Source organism: Methylomonas methanica (assembly GCF_001644035.1).
Taxonomy (GTDB): Bacteria; Pseudomonadota; Gammaproteobacteria; order Methylococcales; family Methylomonadaceae; genus Methylomonas; species Methylomonas methanica_A.
In genome coordinates this window covers 229,039-241,230 of the sequence record NZ_LUUG01000082.1, presented here as the reverse complement: position 1 = coordinate 241,230, position 12,192 = coordinate 229,039, and the positions used below count along the sequence as shown (strand labels likewise).

Genomic DNA, 12,192 nt, shown 5'->3' with positions numbered 1-12,192 from the left:
GTCACGGATTCAGGTATTAGACAAACAATTTTTTCATGGAATAGTGAATCTGCGTAAGCTGGTAACTAAGTTCTCGAATTGTAGAGCGCTGTATCAGCGAGCCAAAAATATAGTTTTTATTTGCATTAAATTATATTTAACATTAATTCTAAAAATGCAGGGAGTAATTCATGAAAACATCGAATGTTATTTACCGCTTAATCCGAGTCTCGATCGCCATTGGCTCAATAGCTTTACTTTTTAATCCATTGACAGTTCAAGCGTCCGATCACGAGTCGGAATGCTTTAACTCGGTTCAAGGCAAAATCCCTTGGAACGACGATAAGAATATGAATTGGGAGCCAAAAAACGTTAAACAGCTCTGTGCCGGAACGACCAAGCCTGCCGAACCTGGTGCTTGCTTTCTAAGCGTACTCGACGGCCGGGTAAACTGGGGTAAGGGTATTACTTGGGATTGGCAGAATATCATTAACCTGTGTGCCGGTAGCAATAACGCCAAAAACACAGTCGGTTGCTTTGAGCAAGCGGTGGGAAAAGGTTTGGATTGGCGGGACGCGATATTGTTTTGTCAGCGTGCCGATAAGTAGTTAGCTCGTAGGGCGCAATAACCAACGGGCATTGCGCCGTCTGTGGATTCATTCGGCGCATTACGCTATCGCTAATGCGCCCTGCGACTACGGCCTGGATTAAGCAATTCATTTTGTTTAACGGCAAGCAATTAGACATGATGGAATCTAGGTTTAGTAGGGCAACTACTTTCATTTGCTGATATGGGATGGTGGTCGGTAAGCTGGCGTTCTCGATTCCGCTGATGCTGCATCGAGGCTAGGCGGGCTGCACGGCTCCCGGTGCTACGTCCACGTTTTCCACCAAAACCAGTTTTATTCCCCGTGTTCTCGTCAAGCCAATGCCCATTCGCCCGAGTTCACACAAATTCAGCCAGCCCTGCGATAATGATCGGCCTGTCAGTAATCCAGTTGTTTTCGTGTCCCCCAAACTCAACCCCCAACAACAAGCCGCCGTAAAAATCATCGATAGACCCTTACTGGTGCTGGCTGGCGCCGGTAGCGGCAAGACGCGGGTGATTACCGAGAAGATTGCGTATTTGGTGCAACAAGGCACCCCGGCGCGGCATATTGCGGCGGTGACCTTTACCAATAAGGCGGCGCGGGAAATGAAGAGCCGGGTCGGCCGTTTGCTGGATGACAAGCAGGGGCGTGGGCTGAGAGTCTCGACCTTTCATTCCCTTGGTTTGGATATTTTGCGCGCCGAACATAAAGCTCTGGGTTATAAGGCTGCGATTACCTTGTTCGACGAACAGGACCGGTTGACATTGTTGCGGAATCTGATCAGTCACGGCGTGGGCGGTTGCGACATCGATAATGTCGAGCAGTACAACTGGCAAATCGGCCAGTGGAAAAACGCATTTATTACGCCGCTGCAAGCTTTGAGCCAATCCGATGCCAACAGTCTGCCGGCTGCGCTGCTTTATGAAGCCTTCACCCGCAGCTTGAAGGCCTATAACGCCACCGATTTCGACGATTTGATTTTGCTGCCGGTGCTGCTGTTCCAACAACATCCCGAGGTGTTGGAGAAATGGCAGAACAAGATTCGCTATCTGCTGGTCGACGAGTACCAGGACACCAATATCACCCAGTATCAATTGGTCAAACTATTGGCCGGGAATCTAGGTCGTTTTACCGTGGTGGGCGATGACGATCAGTCGATTTACGCTTGGCGCGGCGCGCAGCCTGAAAATCTCGGCCAGTTGCAAAAAGATTACAGCCGCTTGCAGGTCATCAAGCTGGAACAAAATTACCGTTCCGCCGGGCGGATTTTGAAGGTGGCCAACCAGTTGATTGCCAACAATCCGCATGCCTTCGAGAAAAAGCTCTGGAGCGAACTGGGCTATGGCGACCCGCTGCGGGTGCTGAGCCATAAGAACGATATTGCCGAGGCCAAGCAAGTCACCGCCGAAATCGTGCATCACCGCTTCAAGACCGGCGGCAGTTACGGCGATTACGCAATTTTGTATCGCGGCAACCATCAGTCGCGGCTGTTCGAGAAAGAATTGCGCGAGAACAACGTGCCCTATTTCATTAGCGGCAGCGCCTCGTTTTTTTCCTATGCGGAGATTAAGGACGTATTGGCTTATTTGCGTCTGCTGGTTAATCGCGACGATGATGCGGCCTTCTTGCGGGTGATCAACACCCCGCGCCGGGAGATCGGCCCGACCACGCTGGAAAAACTCGGTGCCTACGCCAACGAACGGCATATCAGTTTGTTTGCGGCCTGTTCCGAATTTGGCTTACAGCAGCGGCTACCGGAAAAGTCGATGCAACGATTGAGTAAATTTTGCGATTGGCTGCAAGAGACAGCCGTCAAGACCGAGCGCGAGGATACTTTTGTCGTCATTAATAAGATGATCGACGAAATCAACTATTCAGCCTGGTTACAGGAAAACAGCAAAACCCCGGCCTCGGCGGAACGCAAACTGAAAAACGTTTACGAGTTGATCGAGTGGCTGCAACGCCTTGCTACCAAGGAGCAAGGCAGCGAACAATCATTGGCGGATGTAATCGCCAAGGTGATGTTGCTGGATATATTGGATCGCAATCAGGAAGATGAGGCCGGCGATCAGGTGAGCTTGATGACGCTACATGCCGCCAAGGGCCTGGAATTTCCGCATGTGTTTTTGATCGGCATGGAGGAAAATCTGTTGCCGCATCAAAACAGTATCGAGACCGATAATATCGAAGAAGAACGGCGGCTAGCTTATGTCGGTATCACCCGCGCCCAACAGACGTTAACCTTTAGTTATTGCACACACCGCAAGCGCTTCGGCGACATGACCGAGTGCGAACCCAGCCGGTTTTTAAACGAGTTGCCGGAAGAAGATTTGGAATGGGCCAACAAAAAGCAATTGCCGCCGGAAGAAATTAAACAGCGCGGCAAGGCTAGTCTGGCCGCGCTGAAAACCATGTTGAATTAGGCTTATTGCAGCACCACGAAGAACGCTTCGCCGCCGCGTTGCAGATTGACCAGCAAGGGCGCATTCGGGTTGACCACTTGCTTGATCTCATCCAGATTTCTGACCCGGTAGCGGTTGGCGGTGACGATGACGTCGCCCGGCCGTAAGCCGGTTTTCCAGGCTTTGGAGTTTTGCTCGACTTTTTCTATCATCACGCCTTCCACCTGATCTTTGGGTGTAACGCCGAGCACGGCACCGCTTAAAGTCGGATGCAGTTTATTACCGTCCAGCTCCGGCCGTTTCGGCTTGCCGATGGTGGCTTGCAGCGATTTGCGTTCCTCGCCGCGCATGACTTCCAGGTTGGCGGTGTCGCCGATTTGCAGCAAACCCACCGCATTACGAATTTGCGCGCTACCGCCTTTCACGTCCTGACCATTGATGGCCAGAATAATATCGCCCGGTTCCAGGCCGGCCTTTTCGGCAGGCGATCCGGCTTCTACCCGGCTAACGACCGCGCCGTGCTGGCTTTTCAAGGCAAAGGCTTTCACCAAATCCGGCGTCAAATCCTGCGTGGTCACGCCCAACAAACCGCGGCGCACTTCGCCATGCTGAACCAACGATTCCATCAGCCGAGTCGCCATATTCGAGGGAATCGCGAAGCCGATGCCGACGTTGCCGCCGGTAGGCGCCAGAATCGCGGTGTTCATGCCGACAAATTCGCCGCGTAAATTCACCAAGGCACCGCCGGAGTTGCCGGGGTTGATCGAGGCATCGGTCTGAATAAAGTCTTCATACCCTTCAATACCCAAATTGGAACGACCCAGTGCACTGACAATACCGGAGGTGACAGTTTGGCCCAAGCCGAACGGGTTACCGATGGCGACCACGAAGTCACCGACCTTCAATTGGCTGGAGTCGGCGATTTTCAGGGCGGTCAAATTGTCGGCCGGAATTTGAATTACCGCCACATCGGCTTCCGGATCGGTGCCCAGCAGTTTGGCGTTAAGCTGGCGGCCGTCGCTGAGCGTCACGGTAATCTTGTCGGCTTTGTCGATCACATGATTATTGGTCAACACATAGCCTTGATCCTTATCGATAATCACGCCGGAACCCAGGCTGTTTTTTTGCTGTTGCCGCTGGTTTTTGGGGATATTGAAAAAACGCCGAAGCGCCGGATCGATCATCAACGGATTTTCCTGCACCCGCACGTTGGTCGAGGTGGAAATGTTAACGACGGCGGGCATGCTTTGCTCAAGCATTGGCGCCAGAGAGGGCAATGGCAACCCTTCGACTTGTCCGGGTAGCACTGCGCCGGCCCGCCAACTGCTCAGGCCAAACAATATAATCAGGAATAGTTTGTTCATGTTCGTCATGGTTTTTGCATTCCAGGCAGTTAAGTTGCCAGCATGGACACGCTGGGTGGCAAAATGTTTCACTGAGAGTTTACTTAATAATCGACTATCATAGATTAAGTTTTCTTGTTGGTTTCCCTTCACTTTTTATTCGCGACGAGTACGTGGCTGTCGACATCCATTCCGCTGAAGGCCGTGTCATTCGGCAATTAATTCCGCTATCCACCTTGCCCTTCAGTAAATTTGAGGCGCTGTGCGCACAAATCAAGATAGAGGATGCGGAAGAAGGGCAATTTTTGTTCAAATGCGGTGACGAACGTAACGATCTGGTTTACTTGATCGACGGTAGCGTGACCTTGCAGACCGATCTGTTAAAGATCGAAACGATCAAGTCGGATAGCCCTTCGGCGCGCTTCGCCCTAGCGCATCAAATCCCCAGAAAAGTGCATGCGGTTGCGAGTTCCCGAATTCGTTTTTTGCGATTGAATGCTGATATGATGAAATCGGTTCAAGATGTCCCGTATGAAGAAGCAGAGAGTTTTATGGTAGTTGAAGAGGTGGAGGACAATGACGACTGGATGACGACTTTGTTGAAGTCGCCGGTATTTCGGGCGTTGCCTCCGGCTAATTTGCAAAAAATTTTGATGGGCATGCAGGAAGTGCGCGTGGATGCCGGCACTGTAATTGTCAATCAAGGTGAGCCGGGCGATTTTTACTACATTATCAAAAGAGGCCAGTGCCTGGTCAGCAGGAGGCCGGCACCCAACGCCAAAGAGATTAAGCTGGCGCAACTCAGCGATCAGGATACTTTTGGCGAGGATGCGCTGATTTCAGGTGAGCCCCGTAATGTTTCAGTCAGCGCGTTGACCGATGTCTGCCTGTTGCGTTTGGGTAAGGAACAGTTTCTGACCTTGATCAAGCAGCCGACGCTTAAATACATCAGCTACAAAGATGCCCAGGATTTAGTGGCCAAGGGTGCCGATCTGATTGATGTGCGCGAGCCCGACGAATACAAGCCCAAGCATCTGCCGTTCAGCATCAATCTGCCGTTTTTTTCCTTGCGCATGCAGCTAAAAACCTTGAACCGGCAGCATCCCATCGTAGTGGTTTGCCAGAACGGTAAGATTAGCGAAACGGCGGCTTTCATCTTGATGCGACATAAATTCAATGCGCTGATTTTAAGCGGCGGTATCGACAGCATTAACCCGGATGAGCTGAAAGCGCCCTCGTCATTTCCGATCGACGACGGTATTGAGACTAGTAATTTTAGAGGGACTGGCGGGGAGAGCGAGACGAATCACTCGTTCACCGAGCAATCCTCAATACAAGACGATATGGAACGTTTACGGCGTTTTCTGCAACAACTTAAAACCAAATACAATATTTTGGAAGCTGAGAAAAAGGCTTTGGAGATGAAATATTTGGCGCTTGCCAAGTTTACGGAATCGTTAAAAGCCGAACTGGAAGCGATCAAGAAAGCCGGTGGCGGTGGCTAGTCGGACAAAACCTTGGCTAGCCCGCCAACGCCTAAAAGCGGATCAATAAAACGCTGATTATTTGATTTTGGCTTCTTTGTACATCACATGCTTACGAACGACGGGATCAAATTTTTTGATCTCCATTTTTTCAGGCATGGTTTTTTTGTTTTTGGTGGTTGTATAGAAATGGCCGGTGCCTTCGCTAGATACCAATTTGATTTTGTCGCGCATGTTCAGTCTCCTTAAAATTGTTCGCCGCGTTTACGCATATCGGCCAAAACAGCATCAATGCCGTTTTTGTCGATGATACGCATACCTTTGGAAGATACTCTCAAACGAACCCAACGGTTTTCGCTCTCAACCCAGAATCTGTGGTGGTGCAGATTAGGTGTAAAACGTCTTTTGGTTCTGTTCATCGCGTGTGAAACGTTGTGCCCGCTTACTGGGCGTTTACCTGTTACTTGGCATACTCTGGACATGACTACCTCAATGCGAGCTTTTAATTCAAAATAGCCGCGCTTTATATCAAAAAAACTTTTGTTGGTAAACAACAGCCTGCAAAATAAATTTGATAAAATCGTTTTTATTTCCACTTGCTTCGGATAACACAGGACTTTAATGGCTATTAAACTCGGCATGGTCATGGACCCCATCGGCCAAATCAATATCAAAAAAGACACCAGTTTCGCGATGCTGCTGGAAGCCCAGTCGCGCGGTTGGGAGCTGCATTACATGGAGTTGTCCGACTTGTACATGCGCAACGGCGACGCTTATGCCCGTTCCCGCGTGCTGGAAGTAGAACGCGACGAAAAACAATGGCATCGGTTTCTCGGCGAACAGCAGATCGCGCTGTCCGAGTTGGACGCGATCATCATGCGCAAGGATCCCCCCTTCAACCAGGAATATATTTACGCCACCTACATGCTGGAACAGGCTGAGCGCCAAGGCGTTTATGTGGTCAACAAGCCGCAATCGCTACGCGACGCCAACGAAAAAATGTTCACCGCCTGGTTTCCGCAATGCTGCACCGACACCCTGGTGGCCAGAGACCCGCAAAAAATTCGCGATTTTCTGCTAGAGCATAAGGAAATCATCCTGAAGCCCTTGGACGGGATGGGCGGTGCGTCCATCTTTTATGTGCGGGAAAATGACCCTAATCTGAGTGTGATTCTGGAAACCATGACCCAGCACGGCAGCAGTTATATCATGGCGCAAAAATATCTACCGGCGGTGAAAGACGGCGACAAGCGCATCTTGGTGGTCAATGGCGAACCGGTCCCCTATTGTCTGGCGCGGATTCCGGCCAGCGGCGAGAGTCGTGGCAATCTGGCTGCCGGAGGCCGTGGCGAAGGCCGGCCTTTGAGTGCGCGCGACCGCTGGATTGCCGAACAGGTCGGGCCGACCTTACGCGAAAAAGGCCTGATATTTGTCGGCTTGGATGTCATCGGCGACTATCTGACTGAAGTGAATGTCACCAGCCCGACCTGCGTGCAGGAATTGGATAAGCAGTTCGGCATCAATATTAGCGCGCAATTAATGGATCACATCGCCGCCAAATGCCAGGCCTGATATGCACGCGCCGGAATTGACTCCCACGCCGCTGTCGCAAGGCGATTCGCTACTGACGGCTTTGTTTGTGGCGGCGGTGCTGCACGTAATCGTGTTGTTGGGGGTTAATTTCACCGCACCGCAACCGCCCAAGATCAACCGCTCGATTGAAATCACCGTCGCTCATGCGCCGGTGAAAAAAGCGCCCAAGGATGCCAAACACCTGGCAGCCGAACATCAAATCGGCGCCGGCGAGGAAACGCGGAAACCGGAGCCGCCGCAGCAAAAAATTGCGACTCAGGAACAAACGCTCAGCCCGCCGGTAAAGAAAGTCATTCCGCATCCTGTAGTTCCGCAAGTCAAGCCGGTCGCCGAGAAACTGCTTACCCAAGCTAAAGCTCCGGTTAAGGTGGTGACCGAACCCGAGCAACCGGTGGAATTACCGGAAGCAGTTGAAGTTCAGGAATCCGCCCCCAAATTATCGCCTGAAGCGCTTCAGCAACAAATCACCCAACTCGGTGAACGCATCAGAAACACCCAGCAAAGCGCGCAAGATACTAAAATTAAATTCGTCAACTCGATTAGCACGCATAAGTATCTGGCGGCGCAATATGTCAAGGATTGGGAGGACAAGGTTGAGCGCACCGGTAATCTGAATTATCCTGAGGCCGCGCGCAAAAAAGGCGTTTCGCAATCCTTGACCATGGATGTTGGGATCAATGCCGACGGCAGTATTTACAGCATGCGAATTGTCCGGTCTTCCGGCAATTCCGCACTGGATGACGCCGCGAAACGTATTGTGAAAATGAGCGCGCCCTTTGCCGCTTTACCCGATGATTTGTTAAGAGAAGTGAACGTTTTGGTGATTACCAGGGTCTGGAAATTCTCAGACGAAACCGGCATGACTGCCCGCTAGCCCATACAGCACTCCAATGACAGACGTTACTTATTTAAATAACCAGTTTTTGATTGCGATGCCCGGCCTGGCCGACCCGCATTTTTTTCACACGGTGACTTACCTGTGCCAGCACAATGAAGAAGGCGCGCTCGGCATAGTCATCAACCGACCGACCGGCATGAAGTTACGCGATATTTTCGAGCAAATGGGGATTAAGACCGAGCTGGAAAATGTGCTGGAAACCCCGGTGTTTGCTGGCGGTCCGGTACAGCAGGAACGCGGCTTCGTCATTCACGATGCCTGCGAACAGCGCTGGGATTCCAGCATCAGCACCGCCGAGAATATCACCCTGACCAGTTCCCGCGACATTCTCGAAGCGATCGCCGAAGGCAAAGGCCCCAGCCATTATTTGATCGCGCTGGGCTATGCCGGTTGGGGTAGCGGTCAACTGGAGAAGGAAATGGTCGAAAATGCCTGGCTGAATACGCCTTGCGGTGAAGCGATACTCTACGAAACCCCGATCAGTCAACGCTGGAATGCGGCGGCCGGACAATTAGGTATCGATATTAACCGCCTGACCACGCCAGCAGGCCATGGTTAAGATTGATCCGCTGGCGGCAAAATTCAGCAGCGACGCGTATTTAGGGTTTGATTTCGGCAATAAAAAAATCGGCGTTGCGGTGGGACATGCCGGCACCGGTATTGCCAGTCCGCTGCAAACCATACCGTCGCTTAATCAGGTTCCGGACTGGCATAAAATCGGTCAGCTGATTGCCGAATGGCGGCCCTTAGGCTTGGTGGTCGGCATTTCCCGGCAACAAGACGGCTCGGATAACGTGATTACCCCGCGCATGCAAAAGTTCTGCCGCCAGCTCAATGGTCGTTACAATTTGCCCGTGCATCAAATCGATGAAACGCTAACCACGTTTGCCGCCAAGCAGATGCTGTTCGACGACCTGAAAGTCAGTGCTGCTAAACTGTGGGCAGTGCAAGATCAGCTGGCCGCCCAGATAATTCTGCAAAGCTGGTTTGATAAGTAAAAAGACGAAAACGGTTTTACAGTCACACAGCCTGTTTATCCTGTTGCTTTCGCCTTTTTTTCCTAACTTTATAACAATAACAAGATTCCCTCTGTAGCCGTCATGCCAATCGCCACTCTCAACATCGATATCCTGCTCGACACTCTGGAAGCCGCGATTCGCCGGCAAATTAGCGAGCGTAAACTGAATAACCCCTTGCTGATCGGCATCCATAGCGGCGGAGCATGGATCGCGCGACATATGCATCAGCGCTTGGGTATGAGTGAACCCTTGGGCATGCTGGACATTACTTTTTATCGTGACGATTTTTCGCAGATCGGCATGCATCCCAAGGTCAAGACCAGTCAATTGCCACCGCATCTGGAAGGCCGCGACATCATCTTGATCGACGATGTGTTTTACACCGGCCGCACCATCCGCGCTGCCTTGAACGAAATTTTCGATTACGGCCGCCCCAACCAAGTGGTGCTGGCGGTATTGATCGAACGCAACGGCCGGCAGATTCCGCTACAACCGGATTGTCATGGCATCCGTATCGACCTGGCCGGCGATCAACGTATCAAACTGACCGGCCCCGATCCATTGGGCATTGAGATTCAATCCCCACAAGTGGTGGCGGCATGACCCGACATATTCAGCTTACCGAACAGGGTAAGCTCAAGCACTTTCTGACTATTGAAGGCCTGGATAAAGAGCTGCTGACCGAGATTCTGGATACCGCCGAATCGTTTGCCGGTATGTCCGAACATCAGGTCAAAAAGGTGCCCTTGCTGCGCGGCAAGACCATCGTCAACCTGTTTTTCGAAAACAGCACCCGCACCCGCACCACCTTCGAACTGGCGGCCACCCGACTGTCGGCGGACGTTCTAAGCATGAATATCGCCACCTCCGCGACCTCCAAGGGCGAGAGTTTGCTGGATACCATCCATAACCTGGAAGCGATGCATGTGGATATGTTTGTGGTTCGCCATGCCCTCAGTGGCGCCGCGCATTTCATCGCCCAACACACCGCGCCGCACATCAGCGTGATCAATGCCGGCGACGGTCAGCATGCCCATCCCACCCAGGCGATGCTGGATATGTTCACGATCCGGCAACATAAGAAGCAATTCGAGGGCCTGAAAGTCGCCATCGTTGGCGACATTTTGCATTCGCGGGTGGCGCGCTCGCAGATTCTGGCCTTAAACACCCTGGGCGTCGCCGAAGTGCGGGTGATTGCGCCAAAGACCTTGCTGCCGGCGCAAGTCAAAACCATGGGCGTGATACCCATGCACGACATGGACGAAGGCCTGAACGATGTGGATGTGGTCATCATGTTGCGTTTGCAAAAAGAACGCATGAACTCGGCCTTTCTGCCCAGCGAAAGTGAATTTTTCCGCTGCTTCGGCTTGACCGAAGCCAAGTTGAAGCGCGCCAAAGCCGATGCGATTGTGATGCATCCAGGCCCAATCAACCGGGGGGTGGAAATTGCGTCCAGCGTCGCCGACGGCCCGCAATCGGTGATCCTGCAACAAGTCAGCAATGGAGTCGCGGTCAGGATGGCAATTATGTCGATGGCCATGCATAGTCAGGGAGGTGCGGCATGACCAAAATACTGATTAAAAACGGCCATATCATCGATCCGGCCAACAATATCGACGCCAACGGTATTGTCTGCATCGCCGACGGCAATATTGTCTCGGTGCTGGAGCAAGCCGCCGATTTCACGGCCGAGCAGATTATCGATGCCAGCGGTCAAATCGTTTGCCCCGGTTTCGTCGATCTCAGCGTGCGCTTGCGCGAACCCGGTCAGACTCAAAAAGGCAATATTCTCAGCGAAACTCGTGCAGCGCTGAGCGCCGGCGTCACCTCCTTGTGTTTGCCCCCCGATACCAAGCCCTGTATCGATAGCCCGGCGGTGGTCGAATTCATCAAGGACAAAGCCGAAAAGGCCGACTACCCGCAAATCCACAGCATCGGTGCGTTGACACAGCGCCTGGCCGGCAGTGAACTGAGCGCGATGTTCGCGTTGAAGCAGGCCGGTTGTATCGCCGTCAGCAATGCCAGCGAGCCGCTCGGCAATCTGTTGATATTGCGGCGGGCGATGGAATATTCCAGCAGTCACGATTTGTTACTGATGTTCCGCGCCAATGAAGCGGCTTTGTCCGGTAAGGGCTGCGCTCATGAAGGCGCGGTGGCCAGCCGTTATGGTTTGCCGGGTATCCCGGAAGCCGCCGAGTCCATCGCGCTGGCCCAATGTCTGGAGTTGGCGGAGTTGACCGGTTGCCGCGTGCATATCAGTCAAATCAGTTGCAAACAATCGGTGATCAAATTGCAGCAGGCCAAGAAATACGGCTTGAATGTCACGGCCGACGTGGCGATTCACCAGTTGCATTTAACCGAAGACAACATTACCCCATTCGACAGCAATTACCACGTGCTGCCGCCGCTGCGCAGTGCTATAGACCGCCAATATTTACGCGAAGCGCTGGTTAACGGCACCATAGACGCGATTTGTTCGGATCACCAACCGCACGATCTGGATGCCAAACTCGGCGCATTTCCGGAAACCGAAGCGGGCGTGGCGGCACTGGAAACCCTGTTGCCGTTGACGCTGGCCTTGACCCAGCAACATCGCATCGGCTTGTCGCAAGCCATAGCCAGCCTGACCTGCAAGCCGGCACAAATTTTGGGTCTGGCAACCGGTGCATTAACGCCGGGTTATGCGGCCGATGTCTGTATTTTTGATCCGCAAGCCAGCTGGCAGGTTAACCGCGATAACTGGCACAGCGCCGGTTGCAATACGCCGTATTGGCAGCAAACTTTGACCGGGCGCGTGACGCACACGCTATTGGCCGGAAAAACGGTTTATCGTTTGGCGGAGTTGTCGTGAGTCAGTTTGGCTTCGCCGTTTCATCCCTATGCA

13 protein-coding genes are annotated in these 12,192 nt (G+C 52.5%); 10 read left to right on the top strand and 3 right to left on the bottom strand.

The genetic code is table 11. The features are described from left to right. Positions 1-329 precede the first annotated feature (329 nt). Both A1332_RS26045 and rep read left to right on the top strand, forming a co-directional pair. On the top strand, positions 330-587 hold the full coding sequence (locus A1332_RS26045; RefSeq protein WP_231890310.1) for a hypothetical protein: 258 nt from the start codon (positions 330-332) through the stop codon (positions 585-587). A gap of 398 nt (positions 588-985) precedes the next feature. Further along, entirely contained in the window at positions 986-2,992 is a 2,007-nt protein-coding gene (rep, locus tag A1332_RS15150) for a DNA helicase Rep (RefSeq protein WP_064009317.1), read from the top strand. Between the two features lie 2 nt (positions 2,993-2,994). On the opposite strand, the gene A1332_RS15145 is transcribed toward rep, so the two are convergent. Continuing rightward, a complete protein-coding gene (locus A1332_RS15145; RefSeq protein WP_082879709.1) occupies positions 2,995-4,335 on the bottom strand; it encodes a DegQ family serine endoprotease in 1,341 nt (446 codons plus the stop codon). 152 nt (positions 4,336-4,487) lie between these two features. Here A1332_RS15145 and A1332_RS15140 point away from each other — a divergent pair, with 152 nt between their 5' ends. Next, the gene (locus A1332_RS15140; RefSeq protein WP_064009299.1) at positions 4,488-5,819 is read left to right on the top strand and encodes a cyclic nucleotide-binding domain-containing protein; all 1,332 of its coding nucleotides are present in this window, start codon (positions 4,488-4,490) and stop codon (positions 5,817-5,819) included. A 57-nt stretch (positions 5,820-5,876) separates the two neighbouring features. Here the strand turns inward: A1332_RS15140 and rpmG are convergent, their stop codons facing one another. Together rpmG and rpmB are read right to left on the bottom strand one after the other, a co-directional pair. Then, positions 5,877-6,032, bottom strand: coding sequence for a 50S ribosomal protein L33 (gene rpmG, locus A1332_RS15135; RefSeq protein ID WP_013816853.1), 156 nt, complete (start codon positions 6,030-6,032; stop codon positions 5,877-5,879). 11 nt (positions 6,033-6,043) lie between these two features. Beyond that, positions 6,044-6,280 carry a 50S ribosomal protein L28 gene (gene rpmB, locus A1332_RS15130; protein WP_064009315.1) on the bottom strand — a complete coding sequence of 79 codons (237 nt, stop codon included), beginning with the start codon at positions 6,278-6,280 and terminating at the stop codon, positions 6,044-6,046. A 139-nt stretch (positions 6,281-6,419) separates the two neighbouring features. Between rpmB and gshB the strand changes: the two genes are divergently transcribed. The 7 genes from gshB (at position 6,420) to A1332_RS15095 (ending at position 12,159) form a co-directional block, all read left to right on the top strand. Then, complete coding sequence (gshB, locus tag A1332_RS15125; RefSeq protein WP_064009298.1) at positions 6,420-7,370, top strand: glutathione synthase; 951 nt, start codon at positions 6,420-6,422, stop codon at positions 7,368-7,370. A gap of 1 nt (position 7,371) precedes the next feature. Continuing rightward, entirely contained in the window at positions 7,372-8,265 is an 894-nt protein-coding gene (locus A1332_RS15120) for an energy transducer TonB (RefSeq protein WP_064009297.1), read from the top strand. A gap of 16 nt (positions 8,266-8,281) precedes the next feature. Beyond that, the gene (locus A1332_RS15115; RefSeq protein WP_064009296.1) at positions 8,282-8,848 is read left to right on the top strand and encodes a YqgE/AlgH family protein; all 567 of its coding nucleotides are present in this window, start codon (positions 8,282-8,284) and stop codon (positions 8,846-8,848) included. Beyond that, positions 8,841-9,287, top strand: a complete 447-nt coding sequence (ruvX, locus tag A1332_RS15110; RefSeq protein ID WP_064009295.1) for a Holliday junction resolvase RuvX — start codon at positions 8,841-8,843, stop codon at positions 9,285-9,287. Before A1332_RS15115 ends, ruvX begins: the two co-directional genes overlap by 8 nt. 102 nt (positions 9,288-9,389) lie before the next feature. After that, complete coding sequence (pyrR, locus tag A1332_RS15105; protein ID WP_064009294.1) at positions 9,390-9,911, top strand: bifunctional pyr operon transcriptional regulator/uracil phosphoribosyltransferase PyrR; 522 nt, start codon at positions 9,390-9,392, stop codon at positions 9,909-9,911. Further along, on the top strand, positions 9,908-10,873 hold the full coding sequence (locus A1332_RS15100) for an aspartate carbamoyltransferase catalytic subunit (protein ID WP_064009293.1): 966 nt from the start codon (positions 9,908-9,910) through the stop codon (positions 10,871-10,873). Before pyrR ends, A1332_RS15100 begins: the two co-directional genes overlap by 4 nt. Further along, positions 10,870-12,159: a dihydroorotase gene (locus tag A1332_RS15095; RefSeq protein WP_064009292.1), complete on the top strand. Its 1,290-nt coding sequence runs from the start codon at positions 10,870-10,872 to the stop codon at positions 12,157-12,159. Before A1332_RS15100 ends, A1332_RS15095 begins: the two co-directional genes overlap by 4 nt. Positions 12,160-12,192: the final 33 nt, after the last annotated feature.